Genomic DNA, 22,103 nt, shown 5'->3' on the forward strand with positions numbered 1-22,103 from the left:
GGGCCTGCCCGCCATTCCGGCCGCCGCCTCGTGCATCGCGAGTTCGAGCAGCGACGGGTCGGTGAGGGTGCCCTCGCCGTCCGGCGGTATCAGCCAGCGCATCCCGCCGGTCGCCCGCCCCGGGTACGGGACGACGATCCAGGTGCCGTGGCCGGCGCCCCGTACACCCGTACCGAGCCAGCGCGCGGCCGTCCCCGGCGGTACGAAGAAGCCCATCCGGGAGTCGCCGAAGTCGGCGAGGACCGGTCCCGGACGGTCGACGAGCCTGGTCAGCACGTCGAGCGTCGGATAGCCGAGATCGGCGGGCAGGATCAGTACGTCCCAGCGCCGGCCGGCGGGCAGGAGAGCGACCCCGAGCGGACTGCGCTCCCACTCCCACCGGCAGGCCTCAGGATCCGGTGCCACCGATGCCAGCCACTCCACCGCGGCCTGTGCCCCCGAACCAGTCATACGCCCGGCCTCCCCTCCGTAGTGCTGGACTGTGTGTCCTCAGGAGGCGAGACACCGGGGGTGCCGGTGGATGACGCGGGTTCGGGTGACTACTTGACAGTGATCTGACTCACACCGCCCGAGACGCACCACCGGACGCGGAGTGTGTCCCCGCGTCCGGCCCCCGCACCGGTCCCCGTCCGCCCGGAGTCAGAGCCGAGGCCGGGGCCGGAGCCAGAGCCGGAGCCGGGGCCGGAGCCGGGGCCGGAGCCAGAGCCGGAGCCAGAGCCGGGCCGGGCCATCAGCTGTCGAAGCCGAGCCCCAGCCGGTCCATCGTGCGCAGCCAGGCATTGCGCCGGCCGCCCCGGGCGTCCGCGCGCGCCAGCGACCACTTGGTGAGGCCGATCCCGGCCCAGGCGGCCGGCTCGGGCGGGAACGGCAGGGGCTTGCTCCGTACCATCTCCAGCTCCGTGCGCTCGGTGCGCTCCCCCGCCAGCAGATCGAGCATCACCTCGCCCCCGAAGCGGGTGGCGCCGACACCGAGGCCGGTGTATCCGGCGGCATACGCGACCTGGCCGTCGTACGCCGTGCCGAAGAAGGCCGAGAAGCGCGAGCAGGTGTCGATCGCACCGCCCCAGGCATGGCTGAAGCGCACGCCCGCCAACTGCGGGAAGCAGGCGAAGAAGTGGGTGGCCAGCTTGAGATAGGTCTCGGGCCGGTGGTCGAGATCCGCGCTGAGCCGCCCGCCGTACGGGTAGATCGCGTCGTAGCCGCCCCACAGGATCCGGTGGTCGGGGGTGATCCGGAAGTAGTGGAACTGGTTGGCGCTGTCGCCCAGCCCCTGACGGTTCTTCCAGCCGACGGCGCCGAGCTGCTCGTCCGTCAGCGGCTCGGTCATCAGGGCGTAGTCGTAGACCGGGACGGTATACGGACGGATCCGCTTGACCAGCGACGGGAAGACATTGGTGCCGAGGGCGACGCGCCGTGCGAAGACCCTGCCGTACGGGGTGCGGACGGCCATGCCGCCGCGTGAGCGGACCCGGGCCAGTTCCAGGCCCCGGGTGTTCTCGTAGAGCCGCACCCCCAGTTCCTGGCAGGCCCGCTTGAGTCCCCAGGCCAGTCGCGCGGGGTGCAGCATGGCGACCCCGCGCCGGTCCCACAGCCCGCCGAGGAAGGTCGGCGAGTCCACCTCGGCCCGCACGGCGTCCCGGTCGAGCAGTTCGAGTCCCGTGAAGCCGAGCGCGGTCGCCTCCTCGTACAGCGCGCGCAGTTCGTCGAGCTGGTACGGCTCGGTGGCGACATCGATCTCGCCGGTGCGCTCGAAGGCGCAGTCGATGCCGTAGCGGGCGACCGTCGCCTCGATCCCGTCGAGATTGCGCTCGCCCAGCTCCTCCAGCGTGCGCAGTTCGTCCGGCCAGCGGGCGAGTCCGTTGGCGAAGCCGTGGGTGAGGGAGGCGGCGCAGAAGCCGCCGTTGCGGCCCGAGGCGGCCCAGCCCGCCTCGTGGCCCTCGATCAGTACGACATCACGGCCGGGGTCGCGCTCCTTGGCGAGCAGCGCAGTCCACAGTCCGCTGTAGCCGCCGCCGACGACCAGCAGATCGCAGTGTTCGTCGCCGGTGAGGGCGGGCAGTGCCCCGGGCCTGCCGGGGTCGTCCAGCCAGTACGGAACCGGCCGCGCGTCGGCGAGTGAGGTCAGGGCAGTACGCATGGCGCCTGGGGCCATGTCTTCCAACTCCTTCGGAACCTGGTCGTGGCACCCGGAACGGGCGTGCCCCGGGCGGTCACACGGTGGCGGTCTTCCTGCGCCGGCTGCTGACGAGCTGGCCGGCGACCACCATCAGTACGGCGACGACGAACATCGCCGTGCCGATGACATTGATCTGCACCGGCGTACCGCGCTGGGCCGAGCCCCAGACGAACATGGGGAAGGTCACGGTCGAGCCGGCGTTGAAGTTGGTGATGATGAAGTCGTCGAAAGAGAGCGCGAAGGCGAGCAGGGCGCCCGCCGCGATGCCGGGGGCGGCGATCGGCAGGGTGACCCGTACGAAGGTCTGCACGGGCCCCGCGTAGAGATCGCGTGCCGCCTCCTCCAGCCTCGGGTCCATGGACATGACCCGTGCCTTGACGGCCGTCACCACGAAGCTGAGGCAGAACATGATGTGGGCGATGAGCACGGTCCAGAAGCCGAGCCGCGCGCCCAGGTTGAGGAAGAGCGTCAGCAGCGAGGCGGCCATCACCACCTCGGGCATCGCCATCGGCAGGAAGATCAGTGAGTTGACCGCGCCGCGCGCCCGGAACCGGTAGCGCACCAGCGCGAAGGCGATCATCGTGCCGAGCACGGTGGCGCCGAGCGTCGCCCAGGCGGCGATCTGGAGCGAGAGGGTCAGCGAGCCGCAGAGGTCGGCGACCCCGCAGGGGTCCTTCCAGGCGTCCAGCGAGAAGCGCTGCCAGGAGTAGTTGAAGCGGCCCTTGGGCTTGTTGAAGGAGAAGACCATCACCACGAGATTGGGGACGATCATGTAGCCCAGCGTCAGCAGCCCGGCGATGATCACCAGATTGCGCCGGATCCAGCGCGTCACATCCGTCAGAACGCCCATCAGACCAGGTCCTCCGTCCCTGCTCGGCGGATATAGACGGTGACCATCAGCAGGACGACCGCCATGAGGATGAAGGAGAGCGCGGCGGCCGTCGGATAGTCGAGGACCCGCAGGAACTGGGTCTGGATGACGCTGCCGACCATCTTGGTGTCGGTGGAGCCGAGCAGTTCGGCGTTGACGTAGTCGCCGCTCGCCGGGATGAAGGTGAGGAGCGTGCCGGAGACGACACCCGGCATGGACAGCGGGAACGTCACCTTGCGGAAGGTGGTCAGCGGCCGGGCGTAGAGATCGCCCGCCGCCTCGTGGAGCCGGCCGTCGATGCGCTCCAGCGAGGTGTAGAGCGGCAGGATCATGAACGGCAGGAAGTTGTACGTCAGACCGCAGACGACCGCCATGGGCGTGGCCAGCACACGGTTGCCCTCGGTCCAGCCGAGCCAGCTCGTCACATCGAGTACGTGCAGGGTGTCCAGCAGGCCGACGACCGTGCCGCCGTCGGCGAGGATCGTCTTCCAGGCGAGCGTACGGATCAGGAAGCTGGTGAAGAACGGCGCGATGACCAGGACCAGCAGCAGATTGCGCCAGCGGCCCGCCTTGAAGGCGATGAGGTACGCGAGCGGATAGCCGAGCAGCAGACAGAGGACGGTGGCGGTGCCCGCGTACAGCAGGGAGCGCACGAACTGCGGGTAGTACTCCTGGAGGGCGTCCCAGTAGGTCGCGACGTGCCAGGTGACCTCGAAGCCCCGCTCCAGCGAGCCGGTCTGGACGGAGGTCGAGGCCTGGTAGACCATCGGCAGCGCGAAGAAGACCAGCAGCCAGAGGATCCCGGGCAGCAGCAGCCAGTACGGGACGAGCCGCCTGCGCGTGGGGGTCCTGCGCGGAGCCGGTCCGGCCCCCGCGGCGGACGGGGTGGGCGGAGTGGCCGCGGAAGGGGCTTGCGTGGTGGTCACGAGGCCTCCCCGGCCACGGTCCCGGTGCCCGCGTCGATGTCCTGCGCCGCGTCGAGGCCGAAGCTGTGCGCCGGGTTCCAGTGCAGAACGACCTCGGCGCCGGGGCCGAGACGGCCGTCCCGCTCGATGTTCTGCGCGTACACCTCCAGCCCGGGGCCGACCGGGCTGTCGATCACATACTGCGTGGAGACGCCGATGAAGCTGGAGTCGGCGATCCGTCCGGTGACCCGGTTGCGTCCTTCGGGGATGGTCCCGGCGTCGTCCGCGTGGGCCAGGGATATCTTCTCGGGCCGTACGCCGACCAGCAGTCTGCCGCCGCCCGTGGTGGGCGCGGAGCACCGGTCCGAGGGCAGCCGCAGCTTGGCGCCGCCCGCCGTGACCACCACGTCCCCGCCGTTGGTCCCGGCGACCTCGGCCTCGATGAGATTGGAGGTGCCGAGGAAGTTGGCGACGAAGGTGGTGTCCGGGTTCTCGTAGAGATCGGCGGGGCTGCCGAGCTGCTCCACCCGGCCTGCGTTCATCACCGCGACCGTGTCGGCCATGGTCATGGCCTCCTCCTGGTCATGGGTGACATGGATGAAGGTGATGCCGACCTCGGTCTGGATACGCTTCAGTTCGAGCTGCATCTGACGGCGCAGCTTGAGGTCGAGGGCGCCCAGCGGCTCGTCGAGCAGCAGCACCCGCGGGTGGTTGATCAGCGCGCGGGCGACGGCGACGCGCTGCTGCTGGCCACCGGAGAGCTGGTGCGGCTTGCGCTTGGCGTAGTCGCCGAGCTGGACCAGGTCGAGCATCTCGCCGACCTGCTTGCGCACGGACTTGACACCGCGGCGGCGCAGACCGAAGGCGACGTTCTCGTGGATGTCGAGGTGCGGGAAGAGCGCGTAGCTCTGGAAGACGGTGTTGACCGGTCGCTTGTACGGCGGCAGTCCCGTGACATCCGTGTCCCCGAGGAAGACCGTGCCGGTGGTCGGTTCCTCCAGGCCGGCGATCATCCGCAGGGTGGTGGTCTTGCCGCAGCCCGACGCGCCGAGGAGGGCGAAGAACGAGCCCTGGGGCACGGTCAGGTCGAGCGGCTCGACGGCGTGGAAGGAGCCGTACGTCTTGCTGATCCCGGTGAGGCGGACGTCGCCGCCGCCCCGGCTGGTGGATGCGGTCTCTGTCATGGGTAACGGTCCCGGGGATGAGAGGTGGACGGGCGGACGGCCGGCGCGGAGCTGAGTCTTTCGTCTGGATCAGGCGAGTCCGGCAGGATCCGGACGGGAGGCCCTAGGCGCCGATGAGCTTGGCGAACTTCTCCTCGTACGCCGTCTCTTCCTCGCCGCTCAGCGAGCGGAAGGCGTGCGAGGAGGCGGCCATCGCCGCGTCCGGGAGGATCAGCGTGTTGTCGGCCATCGACTTGTCGATCTTGGTGAGTTCGGCGCGCACCCCGTCGACCGGGCAGACGTAGTTGATGTAGGCGGCGAGCTGGGCGGCGATCGGCGGCTGGTAGTAGTGGTCGATGAGCCGTTCGGCGTTGGTCTTGTGCCGTGCCTTGGCCGGGACCAGCAGATTGTCGCTGGAGATGATGTAGCCGCTCTCGGGGATCGCGAACCTGACGTCCGGGTTGTCGCTCTGGAGCTGGACGATGTCACCGGCCCAGGCCACACAGGCGGCGATGTCGCCCTTGTCGAGGTCGGCGGTGTAGTCGTTGCCGGTGAAGCGGCGGATCTGCTTCCTGTCGACGGCTTTCTGGAGCCGGGCGATGGCGCCGTCGAAGTCGTCGTCGGTGAACGAGCCCGGGTCCTTGCCCTGGTCGAGCAGGGTCATGCCGACGGTGTCGCGCATCTCGGAGAGGAAGGCGACCCGGCCCTTGAGCTGGGGATCGTCCAGGAGCTGGGAGACCGATTCGATCTTCCGTCCGCCGGTCGCCCGGGAGTTGTAGGCGATGACGGTGGGGATACCGGTCCACGGATAGCTGTAGGCGCGGCCCGGATCCCAGTCGGGCGAGCGGAACTGCTGGGAGAGGTTCGCGTACGCGTGCGGCAGGTTCGACGGGTCGAGCTTCTGCGCCCAGCCGAGCCGGATGATCCGGGCGGCGAGCCAGTCGGTGACGCATATGAGGTCACGGCCGGTGTCCTGGCCGGCCGCGAGCTGCGGCCGGATCTTGCCGAAGAACTCGACGTTGTCGTTGATGTCCGCCGTGTACTTGACCGCGATCCCGGTGCGCCTGGTGAACGCGTCCAGCGTGGGGTAGTGCTTCTCGTCCTCGCTGACATCCATGTACTCGGTCCAGTTGGAGAAGACGATCCGCTTCTCGCGCGCCGAGTGGTCGGTGGAGGCGGGGCCCTCACCCTCCCGTTTCGCGGGCGGGATCCCGCAGCCGCCGAGACCGGCGAGCCCGCCGATCGCGAGCGCGCCGACACCGGTGGCCCGCAGCATCGAGCGGCGGGTGAGCGCGCCCCGGCCGCTGGTCATACTGCGCCGCACGGCGGCCAGTTGGGCCGGGGAGAGACGCTCGGGCTCGTACTGCTCCATGCGCTGTGCCCTTTCGGGTGGGTGAGAGGACCGGCCGGACCGGACACGGTTCAACAGCGGTCACCGAAGATCGTGCGGTGCCAGTCCTTCCTGGCCACCGCCGTGTTGTCGTACATCACGTGCTTGATCTGGGTGTACTCCTCGAAGGAGTACGCCGACATGTCCTTGCCGAACCCGCTGGCCTTGTAGCCGCCGTGGGGCATCTCGCTGATGATCGGGATGTGGTCGTTGACCCAGACACAGCCGGCCTTGATCTCCCGGGTCGCGCGCCCGGTGCGGTAGACGTCGCGGCTCCAGGCGGAGGCGGCGAGGCCGTACGGGGTGTCGTTGGCGAGGCGGATGCCCTCGTCGTCGGAGTCGAAGGGCACCACGACGAGGACCGGTCCGAAGATCTCGGACTGGACGATCTCGCTGTCCTGGGCGGCGTCCACGACCAGCGTGGGACGGTAGTACGCGCCCTCCTTCAGTTCGCCTCCGGGCGCCTCGCCGCCGGTGACGACCCGGGCATGGCCGCGGGCCCGCTCGACGAAGCCGGCCACGCGGTCCCGGTGGGCGTGCGAGATCAGCGGGCCGAGATCGGTGGCCGGGTCGAGGGGATCGCCCAGCCGTACGGTCTCCATCAGCGCGGCGACCCCCGCGACGAAGGCGTCGTACAGCGGGCGCTGGACATAGGCGCGGGTGGCGGCCGTGCAGTCCTGGCCGCCGTTGATCAGCGCTCCGGCGACCGCGCCGTGGACCGCCGCCTCCAGGTCCGCGTCGTCGAAGACGAGGAAGGGGGCCTTGCCGCCGAGTTCCAGATGGAGCCGTTTGACGGTGGCGGTGGCGATCTCGGCGACGCGCCGTCCGACGGCGGTGGAGCCGGTGAAGGACGTCATCACGACATCGGGGTGGCCCACGAGATGCTCACCGGCGTCGGGACCGGCGCCGGTGACGATATTGATCACACCGTCGGGGATCCCGGCCCGCTGGGCGGCCCGAGCGAACATCAGCGAGGTCAGGGGGGTGATCTCGGCGGGCTTCAGCACGATGGTGTTGCCCGCGGCGACGGCCGGGAGGATCTTCCAGGCGGCCATCTGGAGCGGATAGTTCCAGGGCGCGACGGAGCCGACGACACCGATCGGTTCGCGGCGTACGTAGGAGGTGTGGTCGCCGCTGTACTCGCCGGCCGAGACACCTTCGAGACGGCGGGCGGCCCCCGCGAAGAACGCGGTGTTGTCGACGGTGCCCGGTACGTCGAACTCGGTGGACAGTCTGATCGGCTTGCCGCACTGGAGCGATTCGGCGTACGCGAGATCCTCGGCCTGTTCCGCGAGGACCCCGGCGAAGCGGTGGAGGGCGTCGGAGCGCGCCCCGGGGGTGGCGCCCGCCCAGCCGGGGAAGGCCTCGCGCGCGGCGGCGACGGCGTCGTCGACATCGGCCGGACCGGCCAGTTCGTAGGTGAGGATCTCTTCGCCCGTCGCCGGGTTCACGACGGCGTGCGTACGCCCCGACGTACCGGACCGCGTCCGCCCGCCGATGAAGTGCGCGCCGTCCGCGAAGCGGTCCCGCACCTGGAAGCGGTTGCTCATGACGCTCTCCGTGGGTCCAGTCGTCGTTCCGGCTTCAATTGAGTGCCGATCCTGACAGAGCACGTGCTCCTCAACAAGGGATTCCGTTGTTGCCTTTTGGTTACGCGACGGAATCGGTCGACCATGTGTCGCGTCAGTGTGCTCGGAGGCGTACGGAATGTCAGTGGCGGCTGCCAGAATCGCGTGCATGGTGAAGCACGGGGGGAACGGGGTCCGCACGGCGGCCGGGCTGGTCGAGCGGGCGGAGCGCGGCGAGACACTGCGGTTTCTGCACTTCTGGGGGCACACCCCGCGGCGGGACGGCACGCTGGGCGCGAGCTGTCTCAGCCAGTGGTGGCCCTCGCCCTTCACGGTCGACGGAGTGGAGTACGCGACGGCCGAGCACTGGATGATGGCGGGCAAGGCCCGGCTCTTCGGGGACGAGGAGGCCGCGCGCGCGGCCGTCGGCGCGGCGAGTCCGGCGCTCGCCAAGAAGGCGGGGCGGCTGGTGAGTGACTTCGACGGGGCCGTGTGGGAGCGCGAGCGCTTCGAGATCGTGGTGCGGGGCAATGTCCACAAGTTCGGACAGGATGCCGGGCTGCGCGCGTTCCTGCTGGGCACGGGCGAGCGGATACTCGTCGAGGCCAGCCCGATGGACCGTATCTGGGGCATCGGACTGGCCTCGGACGACGAGCGCGCCCAGGACCCCGGACGCTGGCGCGGGCTCAATCTGCTGGGGTTCGCGCTGATGGAGGCGCGCGGGCGCCTCAGGGCGGCGTGAAGCGGGCCGACCCGGCGGACTCAGCGGTCGGCGCCGACCACGAGGGACGTGGCGAACGGATCCGTGTCCGTCGTGTCCAGGCTGTCCTCGTTGGCGATGGCCCAGATCAGGAAGCCGACGAACGCGGCACTGATCAGGGCGCCGATCGAGCCGAGGATGATGCCCGCGAGCGCCATCCCGCCGTTGGTCGCCTCTCCCCGCCGGACCTTGCGGCGCCCGATGATTCCGAAGATCAGCGCGAGGACACCGATGACGACACCGAGGCCCCAGAGGCAGAAGGCGACCACGGAGATGATGCCGAGCACCAGGGCGGTGATCCCCATGCCGTTCGACGGGCCCGGCTGCCAGCCGGTCGTGCCGTACCCCGGATACCCGGCGGCGGGATACCCGGCGGCGGGGTAGCCGTACCCCGGTGTGGTGCCGTACGGGTCCGCGGGCTGCTGGGCGCCCGGCGCGGTCGGGGGCTGTGCGCCCGGGTAGCCGTAGGGGCCGGGAGCCGGCTGGGCCGGTCCGCCCGGGGCGGTCGGCGGCGGCGGTACGGCCCCGGTGCCGGGCTCGCCGCCGGGTATCCCGATGACCGTAGGCTGGTCGTGCACGCCACCGCCCTGCGGCGGCCGGGGTTCCTGGTGCGCCGCCGGCTTGTCCAGCGGCACCCTGTGCTCCGGCGGAGCCCAGGGATCACTCGGCTCGTAGCCGCCGGACGGCTGCTCGCTCTTGTCAGACATGGGCCTCCCCCATCGTAATTCCGTCATGCTACGGCCTCCGCCGTACGCGGAACCGGCCCGGCCTACGATGATCCCTGACCCGAGCTGCCCCGGGCAGGGGGCGGGCAACCCCCGCCCCCGCGGGCCGCCGCACCAGCCGTACCACCGGCGTCCGCGCCACCCTCCGGAGGATCCCCGATGACCGATCTGCGCCCCTTCATCGCGGGGCTGCCCAAGGCCGAACTGCATGTCCACCATGTCGGCTCCGCCTCACCCCGCATCGTGGCCGAGCTGGCCGCCCGGCACCCGGACTCCAAGGTGCCCGCCGACCCCCAGGCGCTCGTCGAGTACTTCACCTTCACCGACTTCGCCCACTTCATCGACGTCTATCTCTCCGTCGTCGATCTGATCCGTACGCCCGAGGACGTCCGGCTGCTGACCTTCGAGGTCGCCCGTGACATGGCCCGGCAGAACATCCGCTACGCCGAGCTGACCATCACACCGTTCAGCTCGACCAGCCGCGACATTCCCGAGGTGGCCTTCATGGAGGCCATCGAGGACGCCAGGAAGGCCGCCGAGAGCGAGCTGGGTGTGGTGCTGCGCTGGTGCTTCGACATCCCCGGCGAGGCCGGGCTGAAGGCGGCGGAGGAGACCGCCCGGCTCGCCGTCGACCTGCGCCCCGAGGGTCTGATCGCCTTCGGGCTGGGCGGCCCCGAGATCGGCGTGCCCCGGCCCCAGTTCAAGCCGTACTTCGACCGCGCCATCGACGCCGGGCTCCACTCCGTACCGCACGCCGGGGAGACGACCGGGCCCGAGACCGTCTGGGACGCGCTGCGCGATCTGCGCGCGGAGCGCATCGGGCACGGCACCAGCGCCGTCCAGGACCCGGAGCTGCTCGCCTATCTCGCCACGCACCGCATCCCGCTGGAGGTGTGCCCCACCTCCAACATCGCGACGCGCGCGGTCGCCGATCTCGACGAGCACCCGATCAAGGCGATGGTCGCCGCCGGTGTGCTGGTGACGGTCAACAGCGACGACCCGCCGATGTTCGGCACGGACCTCAACCAGGAGTACGCGGTCGCGGCCCGGCTGCTCGGTCTGGACGAGCGGGGACTCGCCGATCTGGCGAAGAACGGGGTCGAGGCGTCCTTCCTCGACGCGCCGGGCAAGGAGCGCCTGGCCACGGAGATCGACACGTACACCGCCAAGTGGCTCGCGCGGTAACGACGGTGTCCGGCGACCGCGAGACAGCCGCGCGCACCGTGATCGCCGTGGCCCACCGCGGCGATCCCTACCGGGTCCGTGAGAACACCCTCCCCTCGGTACGGTCCGCGCTGGCGCGGGGGGCGGACGCCGTCGAGATGGATGTGCGGCTCACCCGGGACGGTGTGCCCGTCCTGCTGCACGACTCCACGCTCGACCGGCTCTGGGGCCACGACCGGCCGCTCGCGGAGCTGACGCGCCCGGAGCTGGACGAGCTGACCGACGGCGGGGTGCCGTCCCTGCGGGAGGCGCTCACAGCGGTGGACGGGGCCCGGATCATGATCGATCTCCCCGGGGCCACGGAGGAGTCGGTACGGACGGTCGTCGGGACGGTGCGTGAGTGCGGGGCCCGCGAGCGCGTGTACTACTGCGCGGGCGCGCGCACGATGCTCGCCGTCCGGGCCGCGGACGCGGGCGCCGAGATCGCGCTGACGTGGACCACGCTCGCCCCGCCCCGGCCCGTGCTGCTCGCCGCGGTCCGGCCGCGCTGGCTCAACTACCGCTTCGGACTGGTCAGCCGGGAGCTGGCCGACCGCGACCACCGCGACGGACTGCTGGTCTCGGCCTGGACGGCCGACACCCGGCGCAGTATGCGCGCGCTGATCGCCCGGGGCGCCGACTCGATCACCACCAATCGCATCGATGTGCTGTCCGCCCTCGTGACCGCACCGGGCGCCCCGCGGCCCGTACGGCCGGGAGCCGCCGCCCGGTTCCGCTCCCGCTGACCCACGGCCCGGAGCGGGATCCCGCCGCCGTCGTACCGGCGGGGCGGGCGGCGGACGGGGTGTCCGCCGCCCGCCCCGCCCGCGGGCGCCGTGGGCCGGGCCGTTCTCAGGCGTCGGCCGTGTGCCGGGCCGGTCCAGGCACCGGCCGTGCGGGCCCCTCTCAGGCGTCGAGCGAGGTCATCACATGCTTGATGCGGGTGTAGTCCTCGAAGCCGTACGCGGAGAGGTCCTTGCCGTAGCCGGACTTCTTGAACCCGCCGTGCGGCATCTCCGCGACCAGCGGGATATGGGTGTTGATCCACACACAGCCGAAGTCCAGCGCCTTCGACATCCGCATCGCGCGCGCGTGGTCCTTGGTCCACACGGAGGAGGCGAGCGCGTACTCGACACCGTTCGCGTACTGGAGCGCCTGTGCCTCGTCCGTGAAGGACTGGACGGTGATGACCGGGCCGAAGACCTCGTTCTGGATGATCTCGTCGTCCTGCTTCAGCCCGGAGACCACGGTCGGCGCGTAGAAGTAGCCCTTGTCGCCCACCTGGTGGCCGCCCGCCTGGACCTTGGCGTGCGCGGGCAGCCGCTCGACGAAGCCGGAGACCTGCTGGAGCTGGCTGGCGCTGTTGAGGGGGCCGTACAGCACGTCCTCGTCGTCCGCCGCGCCCGTCTTCGTCTCGGCAGCGGCCTTCGCCAGCGCCGCGACGAACTCGTCGTGGACGGACTCCTGCACCAGGACCCTGGTGGCGGCCGTACAGTCCTGGCCCGCGTTGAAGTAGCCCGCCACCGCGATGTCCTGGGCGGCCTTCTCGATGGCCGCGCTGTCGAGGTCCTCGAAGACCACGACCGGTGCCTTGCCGCCCAGTTCGAGATGGACCCGCTTGATGTCCTTGGCCGCGGACTCCGCGACCTGCATACCGGCCCGTACGGAACCGGTGATGGAGGCCATCGCCGGAACCGGGTGCTCGACCATCGCCCGGCCGCTGTCGCGGTCGCCGCAGATCACGTTGAAGACGCCCTTGGGCGCGAGCGCGCCGATGATCTCCGCCAGCAGCAGCGTCGAGGCCGGGGTGGTGTCCGACGGCTTCAGCACCACGGTGTTGCCCGCCGCGAGGGCCGGCGCGAACTTCCACACCGCCATCATCATCGGGTAGTTCCAGGGCGCGACCTGGGCGCAGACCCCGACTGGCTCCCGGCGGACGATCGAGGTGAAGCCCTCCATGTACTCGCCGGCCGAGCGGCCTTCGAGCATCCGGGCCGCGCCCGCGAAGAAGCGGATCTGGTCCACCATCGGCGGGATCTCTTCGGTACGGGTCAGTTCGAGGGGCTTGCCGGTGTTCCTGGACTCGACGGCGATCAGTTCCTCGGCGCGCTCCTCGATGGCGTCCGCGATCTTCAGCAGTACCTTCTGGCGCTCGGCCGGGGTGGTGTCGCGCCAGCCGGGGAAGGCGGCCGCGGCCGCCTCCATGGCGGCGTCGACATCGGCCGGTCCCGAGAGCGGGGAGGTGGCGTACACCTCGCCCGTGGCCGGATCGACCACGTCGATGGTCCGCCCGTCGGCGGCGTCCCGGAACTCCCCGTTGATGTAGTTGCGCAGCCGGCGCGGCTCGGTGGTCACTGCCACCCCTCCTCGTGGTCGGATGTCCGGTGGGTGAGACACCTCAACCCTAGTCCGTCGGCCGACGCTTTCGACAGGCCAACCCCCCGAGAACTTCGGATTCGGTGAGATAACGGCCCTTCAACAACGAATATCATCGATAGAGGGTTGCGGGACAGACGAGTCGCAGTGCACAGTGAGGCGCGTGGCCAGTCGTAGCGCAGACTCCAGGACAGACTCCGGGTCCGGTTCCAGGACCGGGAACGGATCGTCGTCGACGATCGACGCCGTCTCCCTCGCCATCATCGAGCAGCTCCAGGAGGACGGACGGCGGCCGTACGCGGCGATCGGCAAGGCCGTCGGTCTCTCCGAGGCGGCCGTGCGTCAGCGCGTGCAGAAGCTGCTCGACCAGGGCGTGATGCAGATCGTCGCCGTGACCGACCCGCTCACCGTGGGCTTCCGGCGGCAGGCGATGGTCGGGATCAATGTCGAGGGCGACATGGAGACGGTCGCCGACGCCCTGACCGCCATGGACGAGTGCGAGTACGTGGTGATGACCGCGGGCTCGTTCGATCTCATGGTGGAGATCGTCTGCGAGGACGACGACCATCTGCTGGAAGTGATCAACAGAAGGATCCGCGCGCTCCCCGGCGTGCGCTCCACCGAGAGCTTCGTCTATCTGAAGCTGAAGAAGCAGACCTATATGTGGGGAACCCGATAGCCGTGAGCAAGGACCTCTCCAAAACCGCGTACGACCACCTGTGGATGCACTTCACCCGCATGTCGTCCTACGAGAACGCGCCCGTGCCCACCATCGTGCGGGGCGAGGGCACCTACATCTACGACGACCGGGGCAAGCGCTACCTCGACGGCCTCTCCGGGCTGTTCGTGGTGAACGCCGGCCACGGCCGCCACGAGCTGGCCGAGACCGCCTACAAGCAGGGTCAGGAACTGGCGTTCTTCCCGGTGTGGTCCTACGCCCACCCGAAGGCGGTCGAACTGGCCGAGCGGCTGGCCCACTACGCGCCGGGCGATCTCAACAAGGTCTTCTTCACCACCGGTGGCGGCGAGGCGGTCGAGACCGCCTGGAAGCTCGCCAAGCAGTACTTCAAGCTGACCGGCAAGCCGACCAAGTACAAGGTGATCTCACGCGCCGTCGCCTACCACGGCACGCCGCAGGGAGCCCTCTCCATCACCGGTCTGCCGGCCCTGAAGGCACCGTTCGAGCCGCTCGTCCCGGGCGCGCACAAGGTGCCGAACACCAATATCTACCGCGCGCCGATCCATGGCGACGACCCCGAGGCCTTCGGCCGCTGGGCCGCCGACCAGATCGAGCAGCAGATCCTCTTCGAGGGGCCCGAGACGGTCGCGGCGGTCTTCCTGGAGCCGGTGCAGAACGCGGGCGGCTGCTTCCCGCCGCCCCCCGGGTACTTCCGGCGGGTGCGCGAGATCTGCGACCAGTACGACGTGCTGCTCGTCTCCGACGAGGTCATCTGCGCGTTCGGCCGGCTCGGCACGATGTTCGCGTGCGACAAGTTCGACTACGTACCGGACATGATCACCTGCGCCAAGGGCATGACGTCCGGCTACTCCCCGATCGGCGCCTGCATCGTCTCCGACCGGCTGGCCGAGCCGTTCTACCAGGGGGACAACACCTTCCTGCACGGCTACACCTTCGGCGGCCACCCGGTCTCCGCCGCGGTCGGCCTCGCCAACCTCGACATCTTCGAGCGCGAGGGCCTCAACCAACATGTCCTCGACAACGAGGGCGTCTTCTTCGACACCCTGAAGAAGCTGCACGATCTGCCGATCGTCGGCGATGTGCGCGGCAACGGCTTCTTCTACGGCATCGAGCTGGTGAAGGACAAGGCCACCAAGGAGACGTTCACCGACGAGGAGACCGAGCGCGTCCTGTACGGATTCCTCTCCAAGGAGCTGTACGACAACGGGCTGTACTGCCGCGCCGACGACCGGGGCGACCCGGTCGTCCAGCTCGCGCCGCCGCTGATCTCCGACCGGTCGACCTTCGACGAGATAGAGGGGATCCTGCGGTCGGTGCTGACGGAGGCGTGGACCAAGCTCTGAGGCGCGTGCGTCACGCCCCGGCGGAGGTGTGAACCCCCTCCGGCACTCCGGTGCACCGGGCCCCGGCGCACCGGACCACCCGCATGACGGCCCGGGTGCCGCCCTTCGAGTGAGAAGGGCGGCACCCGGGCCGTGTGCTGCCCGCTCACCCGGTGCCGAATACCTAGCGTGCCCTGTGACCGATCGTCGCCGCCTTCGTTCCCCCGGACGGCGGAGGTAAGTCCGATCAGAACCGAGGTGTAAGCCATGGTGGCCCCGCCGGACAACGACGTGCTCTGGGCGCGTTCCCTGAACTTCTCCCACAACGGATCGCCGGCGCTCGACGGTGTCTCGCTCGGCGTGCGCGAGGGCGAGATCCTCGCCGTGTACGGCCCGCGCGGCAGCGGCAAAACGACTCTGCTGCGCTGTCTGTCGGGTCAGCTCGTCCCGCAGGAGGGCGAGGTCTGGTTCAACGGCTCGCCTGTCCACACCATGAGCGCGGTGCTGCGCGAGCGGCTGCGCAGGGACCGCTTCAGCTGGATCGACCCCGAACCCTCGCTGGTGCCCGAGCTGAGCGGCTGGGAGAACGCGGCGCTGCCGCTGCTGCTGCGCGGCGCCCCGCACCGGGCCGCCAAGGCCGCCGCGATGGAGTGGCTGGAGCGGCTCGACATCGATGCCTGTGCCCGTAGGCGCCCGTACGCGATGCTCCAGTCCCAGCGGCAGCGGATCGCGGTCGCCCGCGCCCTGGTCACCGCCCCCTCGGTGCTCTTCGCCGACGAGCCGACGGCGCCCCTGCACCGTACGGACCGGGCCCAGGTGATCCGTACGCTGACCACCGCGGCCCGCTCCCACAACATCACGGTCGTCCTGGCCACCCTGGACGAGGAGGTCGCGGCGCTCGCCGACCGCACGGTCTCCCTGGTCGACGGGTGCCGGGTCGACTCCCTTGGCCCCTCCGAGGCGGAAGGTCAGGCCGCGTGCTCGCTCTCCGTCTAGGCCGTGGTGCCCATCCCCTGGCCCTGCTGCGCCGGCTGCTGGTCGTCGCCGCGTCCGCCGGGGTCGGATTTCTGCTGCTGTGCACCCTGGGCTGGGCGATGAGCCACCCGGCCGGGTCCCTGGCACGACTGCTCTGGTGTCTGATCCCGCTGGCGGCGACCGTGCAGTTCGCGGTCGCGGTGGCCCGTACCGATCCCGGCACCCGGCCGCGTACCGGACTGTCGGCCGTGGGTCTCGGCCCGGCCCGGCTCACCACCCTCGCCGCCACCTCGACCGCCATCTCCTGCTCCCTGGGGAGCGCGGTGGCGCTGCTGCTGTTCCTGCATCTGAGGGGCGATCTGACCGGGATGCCCTTCGACGGCAAGGGGGCCGATCTCCTCGCCACGAACCAGCCGCTCCCGCTGGCGGCGGTGCTGACCCTGCTGGCGCTGCTGCCGACGTTCGCGACGGCGGCGACCGGACTGGTGATGCGGCAGCACACCCGCGCGGTCGCCCGGCGGGCCGAGGGCACGGACCCGGCGCCCACACCGGCCGGACTGCCGTGGGGGGTCGCCCTCACCGCGGCGGGCCTGGCGATCGAGACCTACGCCAGCCGGGGCGGCGGTGGCTCCACGCCGCCGCTGCCGGGCCGCTTCGACGGCAGCTCGGCCGGTGTCCTGGCGGGCTGGTCGCTGACGGCCGTCGGACTGGCCCTGGCCGGTCCCGGCATCACCCATCTCTGCGGCCGGCTGCTCCAGACCCTGCGCCCCGGTGCGATCCGTCTGCTGGCGGGCCGCACCCTGATGGCCGAGGCCCGGGGGATCGGCCGGCCGCTGGGCGTGCTGTGCGCGGTGCTCTCGGGTGTGTTCGCCGCCAACTCCCTGTACGGTCCCGGCGACGAACGCCCCTTCGGCCCGCTCACCAGCCTCGGCGCGACCCTGGTCATCGGCTGCGCGGTGGCCACCCTGCTGACGGCAGCCCTGGAAACCCGGCAGACCCGGGTCCCGACCACCACGACCCTGCACCAACTGGGCGCACAGGCCACGCTCCTGCGTACGGCGGCGGCGGTACGGGCGACCGCGATCGTGGCGGTCTTCGCCCCGCTGACCTGGGTGGTGGCGGCTCTGGCCGCGGTCCCGCTGACGGCTTGACGCCGCGGGGAAGCCGACGAACGGCACGGCTCCCGCCCCGGCCCCGCAGGAACAGCCGGGCACGGGAACGAGAACGGGGCCGGGGAACGACTCCCCGGCCCCGTTCTCGTTCCCGCTTCCGCGCCGTGGTCACTCGTCCTTCTTCGGGGTCGTCCCACGGGGCTGCTCCCCCGGTCGTTCCTCGCCGGTGTCACACGCCCGGTCCGATCTGGCGTAGAGCGTCACCCGCGCTCCCCGGACCTGTTCCCGCGAGCACACGTGGAAGTACGTACGGAGCACCGCGCGCTTCACCGCTTCCCGCGCCACGGCGTCCTCCGGCTGTCCCGGGGGATCGCTCAGCACCACGATGCGCGGTGTGGACAGCATCCGGGCACGGATCCGCGCGGGGGACATCTCCTCGCCCTGGAGGGAGCCCGAGGCCGCCGGGCTCTCCCTGAGCGCCAGATCGTCCAGGGCGTCGAACGGACCACGGTGGGAGAGCTTCCACTCACGGCGCCGCGCCGGGGTGAAGACCACCCCGTCCCCGCTGTCGGAGACGTCCTGGACCGCCTTCGCTATCGCCGTCAGATCGTCCTTGCGGCTCTCGGGGGTGCGCAGATGCAGGCTGACCGGGACGAGCGCGAGCGCCACGACGACGGTCAGTCCGGCCACGGCGGCGACCCGGGCGGCGGCCAGATGCCCGGCGGCCGTGGCGGTCGGCCGGTCCACCTTCCCGCGCGGCATCAGGCGCGCCAGCCGGTCCAGCGACGTACCGAGCAGCAGGGCGATCCCCACCTGGGTGAAGAGCACATACCGGTCGACGTACATGGACGCGTACAGGGAACCGAGGAGCAGCACGGCGGTCGGCAGCAGGGCCAGGGGCAGTGCCAGCCGCACCACGGCGCCGTTCCTCCGTCCCGTGCGCGGATACCGGGCGCAGACCAGGGCGGCCAGGGCCCATCCCGCGATCTCCCCCCACTCCCCCGGCTTCGGCCAGCCGATCCAGGAGACCTGCGCGGACTGCCCCGTGCTGAAGAGGATCAGGGGAAGGGATCCGGCGACCGCGAGCGCGGCGGCGATGCCCCAGGCCCGTCCGGTCCTCGGCGCGGGGCGGCCGAGAGCGACCGTCACACCGTGGGCGAACAGGGCGAGGACCGCGAACTCGTGCAGCCAGACCGCCGTCAGGGTCAGCAGTGAGTAGAGCGTCCAGGACGCCCTGGACGGCGTGTCGAGCGACCGGACCAGAAGCCAGGTGGAGCACGCGACGAGCGCGCACACCATCGCGTAGGAGCGCCCTTCCTGCGCGTACATCTGGATGTCCGGCACCACGGCGAAGACCAGACCGCTGAGGACTCCCGCCCGCACCCCCGCCAGCCGGCGGCCGAGGAGCCCGACAAAGCCCGCCGCCACCGCTATGGACAGCACGGAGGGGAAACGGAGTGTCAGCAGGCCGCCTTCCCAGACGCCGTACAGAGCGTGCATGAGCAGGTAGTAGAGGCCGTGTACGGCGTCGGCGTGACGCAGCAGCAGCCAGATCTCGGAGAGATCGCGGTGCGCCACCTGGTAGGTCACGGACTCGTCGCGCCACATGGTGCCCTCGCGCGAGATGCCCCACAGTCCGAGCGCGAGGGCGGCCACCGGGGGTATCAGCCCGGCCACCCACGCCACCAGCCGTTCACGCCGGTGTGGTTCGCGCTGTCCGGGCTGCTCCGGCTGCTCCGGCTGCTCCGGCTGCTCCGGCTGTTCCGGCTGCTCCGGCTGCTCCGGCTGCTCCGGCTCCATGGGCCGTACGGGCCGTGGGGGCTCTTTCGGCCGGCGGCGCTGCTGCTGCCGCGTGGGCGGTACCGGCTGTACGGGTATCCGCGCGGGCGGCGACGCACCGCCGGGGCCCGCGGCTGCCGCGTCCTCGGCCACGGCCCTCTCCTGCGGTTCGATGCCTTCCCCCCTCAGCGGATGGAGCGGTCCCCTGGGGGTGGCTCCAGCCCATCCCGGCACGGAGGAGCCACGCTACTCGACACGAGGTCGCCGCACCCGGAAAGCCCGCGGGCTCCCCGGCCGCGGAACCCCCGTCGCGCGGCGCGACCACGGAACCGCCGTCGCGCGCGGCGCGGGTGCGTCACGGCGCCGGGCGCGGCCGCGTCATGGCGCCGCCGCTGCCGGTCTCCCCTGACGTGCCGTCTCCCGGCCGGGCAGGACCACCACGTCCTCCACGGCGAAGACCACACCCACCGTCGCCCCCTCCCGGGGCGCGTCCCGGAGCCCGCACTCGGCCTCCAGCACCGGTCCCCCGCCGCCCGCGGACGCGTCGGGGCGCAGCAGCACGGCGACCCGGCTGCCCCGGAACGTACGCGCCTCGACCGTGCAGCGCAGCCCCTCGGCGGGCCCGGCCAGCCGTACCCCGGCCGGCCTCACCAGGACCGACCGCTCGCCCTGGGCCGACCCCCCGGGCACCGGGATCCTTCCCCAGACCGTGTCGGCGGCCTCTCCGCGCACCGTGGCGTCCACGACATTGTCGAAACCCAGGAAGCGCGCCACGAACGCCGAGGCGGGGCGCTGCCAGACCTCCACCGGGGTGCCGGTCTGGGCGACGCGTCCGTCCCGCATCACCACGACCCGGTCGGCGAGCGCGAACGCCTCGCCCTGGTCATGGGTGACGGCCAGCACCGTCGTCCCCAGCCGCCCGAACAGAGCGCGCAGTTCGACCACGAGCCGCTCCCGCAGACTCCGGTCGAGCTGTCCGAGCGGCTCGTCGAGCATCAGCAGCCGTGGCCGCGGTGCCAGCGCCCGCGCCAGCGCGACCCGCTGCTGCTCACCGCCGGACAGCGCGGGGACGGCCCGCCGCCGCGCGCCCGGCAGCCCGACGAGATCGAGCAACTCCGCCACCCGGTGGGCCCGTTCCTCGCGTGAGGCCCCGCGCATCCGCAGCCCGAAGGCGACATTGCCGCCCACGTCCCGCTGCGGGAAGAGCTGATGGTCCTGGAACATCAGCCCTACCCCGCGCCGGTGCACGGGCACCCCCGCCTGGTCGGCGCCGTCCAGCAGCACCCGCCCGCCGTCCGGTGCGGTCAGCCCGGCCACCACCCGCAGCAGTGTCGACTTGCCGCTTCCGCTCGGCCCCAGCACACAGACGATCTCGTGCTCGGCGATCTCCAGACCGACCGCGTCGAGCGCCGTACGGTCACCGAACCGCACGGTGATGTCCGACAGGGTCAGCAGTGTCATCAGAACTCCCCGGAGCGGTCGGTACGGATACGTTCCAGCGCCAGCAGCGACACCGCGCACACCACCATCAGTACGGTGGACAGGGCCATGGCCTGCCCGTAGTTGAGTTCGCCGGGCCGCCCCAGCAGCCGTGCCACGGCCACCGGGAGCGTCGGCCGGTCCGGGCGCGCGATGAACACCGTCGCACCGAACTCACCGAGCGAGACGGCGAACGCGAAACCCGCCGCGACCAGCGCCGCCCGCCGTACCAGCGGCAGATCCACCTCCCGCCAGACCCGCCACGGGGACGCCCCGAGGACCGCCGCCGCCTCGCGCAGCCGTCCGTCCACCGCCCGCAGCACCGGCAGCATGGTGCGTACGACAAAGGGCACGCCCACCAGGGCCTGCGCGAGCGGCACCAGAATCCAGGAGGCCCGCAGATCGAGCGGCGGTTCGTCGAGCGTGATCAGGAAGCCGAAGCCGACGGTCACGGCGGAGACCCCGAGCGGCAGCATCAGCAGCGCGTCGAAACCCCGGACGAGCCGGCCCGCGCGCCGGGTGAGCGCGGCGGCCGCGAGAGCGCCCACCACCAGCGCGACGGCCGTCGCGACCAGCGCGTACCACAGGGAGTTCCCCACCGCTTCCAGTGGTGGTACGAGAAAGGTCCCGCCGCTCGCCTCCACCGAGGCGAGCGCCCGGTAGTAGCCGAAACCGTATCCGCCGGGGCCGTCGAGGGAGCGTTCGACCAGCACCCCCAGCGGCAGCAGGACCAGCAGCAGCACGGTGGTGAGCACCCCGCCGAGCAGGGTCCACTGCCCGGCTCCGCGCGGCCGGCGCGCGGTCCCCGCCGGGTCGACCAGCCGCAGCGCGCCCTCCCGTCTGCGTACGGTCCAGGCGTGCACCGCCAGCACCCCGCCGACCGCCGCGAACTGCACGAGGGTCAGCACGGCGGCGGTGGACAGATCGAGCAGTTGCGCGGTCTGGCGGTAGATCTCCACCTCCAGGGTGGAGTAGGCGGGGCCGCCCAGGATCTGGACGACGCCGAAGGAGGTGAAGGTGAAGAGGAAGACCATCAGCGCGGCGGCGGCCACGGCGGGGGCGAGGGCCGGCAGCGTGACCCGCCACCAGGCCGCGAGGCGGCCCGCGCCCAGCACCCGCGCGGCCTCCTCCTGGCGCGGGTCGAGCTGGGCCCACAGACCGCCCACGGTCCGCACGACCACGGCGTAGTTGAAGAAGACATGGGCGAGAAGGATCGCCCAGACGGTGGTGTCGAGCCGTACGCCCCACAGCTCGTCGAGCAGTCCGCCGCGCCCGAGCAGCGCCAGGAAGGCCGTACCGACGACCACGGTCGGCAGGACGAACGGCACGGTGACCACCGCGCGCAGCAGATGTCTGCCGGGGAAGTCGAAGCGCGCGAAGACATACGCCCCGGGCAGCGCGATCAGCAGGGTGAGCGCGGTGGAGGCGAGCGCCTGCCAGGTGGTGAACCACAGGACGTCGAGGATGTCGGGACGGCTCAGTACGTCACCGACGCGGCCGGGGCGCCAGACGCCGTCGGCCGTGAGCCCCCGGCCGACGATCGAGGCCACGGGATAGGCGAAGAACACCGCGAAGAACGCGACGGGCACCGCCATGAGG

18 protein-coding genes and 1 pseudogene are annotated in these 22,103 nt (G+C 71.3%); 7 read left to right on the forward strand and 12 right to left on the reverse strand.

Annotated features, from left to right (window positions below; translation table 11 throughout):
• Window positions 1-9: 9 nt before the first annotated feature.
• The 7 genes and pseudogenes from ACFYYH_RS09820 to ACFYYH_RS09850 all read right to left on the reverse strand — a co-directional run.
• Window positions 10-450, reverse strand: a pseudogene (locus ACFYYH_RS09820) (hypothetical protein); the annotation flags it as partial.
• Window positions 451-730: 280 nt separating this feature from the next.
• Window positions 731-2,152 (reverse strand): NAD(P)/FAD-dependent oxidoreductase, encoded by a 1,422-nt coding sequence (locus ACFYYH_RS09825; protein ID WP_388548264.1) that lies wholly within the window; start codon window positions 2,150-2,152, stop codon window positions 731-733.
• A gap of 58 nt (window positions 2,153-2,210) precedes the next feature.
• A complete protein-coding gene (locus ACFYYH_RS09830; RefSeq protein WP_388548267.1) occupies window positions 2,211-3,026 on the reverse strand; it encodes an ABC transporter permease in 816 nt (271 codons plus the stop codon).
• Window positions 3,026-3,973, reverse strand: coding sequence for an ABC transporter permease (locus ACFYYH_RS09835; RefSeq protein ID WP_388548270.1), 948 nt, complete (start codon window positions 3,971-3,973; stop codon window positions 3,026-3,028). Before ACFYYH_RS09835 ends, ACFYYH_RS09830 begins: the two co-directional genes overlap by 1 nt.
• Window positions 3,970-5,136: an ABC transporter ATP-binding protein gene (locus tag ACFYYH_RS09840; RefSeq protein ID WP_388548272.1), complete on the reverse strand. Its 1,167-nt coding sequence runs from the start codon at window positions 5,134-5,136 to the stop codon at window positions 3,970-3,972. Before ACFYYH_RS09840 ends, ACFYYH_RS09835 begins: the two co-directional genes overlap by 4 nt.
• 103 nt (window positions 5,137-5,239) lie before the next feature.
• Complete coding sequence (locus ACFYYH_RS09845) at window positions 5,240-6,487, reverse strand: PotD/PotF family extracellular solute-binding protein (protein WP_388548275.1); 1,248 nt, start codon at window positions 6,485-6,487, stop codon at window positions 5,240-5,242.
• Between the two features lie 50 nt (window positions 6,488-6,537).
• The gene (locus ACFYYH_RS09850; protein ID WP_388548278.1) at window positions 6,538-8,055 is read right to left on the reverse strand and encodes a gamma-aminobutyraldehyde dehydrogenase; all 1,518 of its coding nucleotides are present in this window, start codon (window positions 8,053-8,055) and stop codon (window positions 6,538-6,540) included.
• A 187-nt stretch (window positions 8,056-8,242) separates the two neighbouring features.
• On the opposite strand from ACFYYH_RS09850, the gene ACFYYH_RS09855 reads away from it, so the two are divergent.
• Complete coding sequence (locus ACFYYH_RS09855) at window positions 8,243-8,815, forward strand: NADAR family protein (RefSeq protein ID WP_388548281.1); 573 nt, start codon at window positions 8,243-8,245, stop codon at window positions 8,813-8,815.
• Window positions 8,816-8,835: 20 nt separating this feature from the next.
• On the opposite strand, the gene ACFYYH_RS09860 is transcribed toward ACFYYH_RS09855, so the two are convergent.
• Window positions 8,836-9,540 (reverse strand): DUF4190 domain-containing protein, encoded by a 705-nt coding sequence (locus ACFYYH_RS09860; protein ID WP_388548283.1) that lies wholly within the window; start codon window positions 9,538-9,540, stop codon window positions 8,836-8,838.
• Window positions 9,541-9,717: 177 nt separating this feature from the next.
• Here ACFYYH_RS09860 and ACFYYH_RS09865 point away from each other — a divergent pair, with 177 nt between their 5' ends.
• A complete protein-coding gene (locus ACFYYH_RS09865) occupies window positions 9,718-10,743 on the forward strand; it encodes an adenosine deaminase (protein WP_388548286.1) in 1,026 nt (341 codons plus the stop codon).
• A 5-nt stretch (window positions 10,744-10,748) separates the two neighbouring features.
• The gene (locus tag ACFYYH_RS09870) at window positions 10,749-11,507 is read left to right on the forward strand and encodes a glycerophosphodiester phosphodiesterase (RefSeq protein WP_388548288.1); all 759 of its coding nucleotides are present in this window, start codon (window positions 10,749-10,751) and stop codon (window positions 11,505-11,507) included.
• A gap of 160 nt (window positions 11,508-11,667) precedes the next feature.
• Here the strand turns inward: ACFYYH_RS09870 and ACFYYH_RS09875 are convergent, their stop codons facing one another.
• Window positions 11,668-13,116, reverse strand: a complete 1,449-nt coding sequence (locus ACFYYH_RS09875; protein WP_388548291.1) for a gamma-aminobutyraldehyde dehydrogenase — start codon at window positions 13,114-13,116, stop codon at window positions 11,668-11,670.
• A gap of 184 nt (window positions 13,117-13,300) precedes the next feature.
• Here ACFYYH_RS09875 and ACFYYH_RS09880 point away from each other — a divergent pair, with 184 nt between their 5' ends.
• From ACFYYH_RS09880 to ACFYYH_RS09895, 4 genes are all read left to right on the forward strand, one after another.
• Window positions 13,301-13,816, forward strand: coding sequence for an Lrp/AsnC family transcriptional regulator (locus tag ACFYYH_RS09880; RefSeq protein WP_388548294.1), 516 nt, complete (start codon window positions 13,301-13,303; stop codon window positions 13,814-13,816).
• Entirely contained in the window at window positions 13,801-15,180 is a 1,380-nt protein-coding gene (locus ACFYYH_RS09885) for an aspartate aminotransferase family protein (protein ID WP_388548297.1), read from the forward strand. Before ACFYYH_RS09880 ends, ACFYYH_RS09885 begins: the two co-directional genes overlap by 16 nt.
• 246 nt (window positions 15,181-15,426) lie before the next feature.
• Complete coding sequence (locus ACFYYH_RS09890; protein ID WP_388548300.1) at window positions 15,427-16,155, forward strand: ABC transporter ATP-binding protein; 729 nt, start codon at window positions 15,427-15,429, stop codon at window positions 16,153-16,155.
• Window positions 16,137-17,285, forward strand: a complete 1,149-nt coding sequence (locus ACFYYH_RS09895; protein WP_388548303.1) for a hypothetical protein — start codon at window positions 16,137-16,139, stop codon at window positions 17,283-17,285. Before ACFYYH_RS09890 ends, ACFYYH_RS09895 begins: the two co-directional genes overlap by 19 nt.
• A gap of 129 nt (window positions 17,286-17,414) precedes the next feature.
• Here the strand turns inward: ACFYYH_RS09895 and ACFYYH_RS09900 are convergent, their stop codons facing one another.
• From ACFYYH_RS09900 to ACFYYH_RS09910, 3 genes are all read right to left on the reverse strand, one after another.
• Entirely contained in the window at window positions 17,415-19,178 is a 1,764-nt protein-coding gene (locus ACFYYH_RS09900; protein ID WP_388548304.1) for a hypothetical protein, read from the reverse strand.
• 225 nt (window positions 19,179-19,403) lie between these two features.
• Window positions 19,404-20,486 (reverse strand): ABC transporter ATP-binding protein, encoded by a 1,083-nt coding sequence (locus tag ACFYYH_RS09905; RefSeq protein WP_388548305.1) that lies wholly within the window; start codon window positions 20,484-20,486, stop codon window positions 19,404-19,406.
• On the reverse strand, window positions 20,486-22,099 hold the full coding sequence (locus tag ACFYYH_RS09910; protein ID WP_388548307.1) for an ABC transporter permease: 1,614 nt from the start codon (window positions 22,097-22,099) through the stop codon (window positions 20,486-20,488). The genes ACFYYH_RS09905 and ACFYYH_RS09910 overlap by 1 nt, the downstream gene beginning before the upstream one ends.
• Window positions 22,100-22,103: the final 4 nt, after the last annotated feature.

Origin of the sequence: Streptomyces sp. NPDC002018, assembly GCF_042890865.1 — a bacterium.
Taxonomy (GTDB): domain Bacteria; phylum Actinomycetota; class Actinomycetes; order Streptomycetales; family Streptomycetaceae; genus Streptomyces.